Raw genomic sequence first — 348 nt, 5'->3', positions numbered from 1 at the left:
CGGCTCCGAAGCCGCGCCGGTGTGAATTGTAAAACAAAAAGTCTTTTTTCCATCTCTTCGTTAGGGGCGAATATCAGAAGGAAAAGAATAAGCTCAGCTTTTTTTCAAGCTGTCCGTTGAAGCCTGAAGCTTCTATATCAAAACAGAAAAAAGAAGTTTACTTTCTTTTTTATTTGCATGTTGTCACTTAGCAGTTAAGTATAACAGATTGCCCCTGAATAATCAAATGATTTATTAAAGTTCCAGCTCGGCCGGCGTTTTTTCACCCGCATTCATGAGCTTGATCTGCTTCGGTTCAATTTCGAGAATCACCAGGTTCGGATCGTCTTTTCCGTCAAACCAGCGTTC

General features: G+C 41.1%; 1 pseudogene. It reads right to left on the bottom strand.

The features are described from left to right. Positions 1–234: 234 nt before the first annotated feature. Positions 235–348: pseudogene (locus tag SB660_RS19365) on the bottom strand (pyridoxamine 5'-phosphate oxidase family protein); the annotation flags it as partial.

The organism is Bacillus sp. SIMBA_005 (assembly GCF_046535585.1).
GTDB classification, from domain to species: Bacteria; Bacillota; Bacilli; order Bacillales; family Bacillaceae; genus Bacillus; species Bacillus pumilus.
Note: the sequence above shows the minus strand (reverse complement) of the source record. Positions and strands in the feature narration are given on the sequence as shown.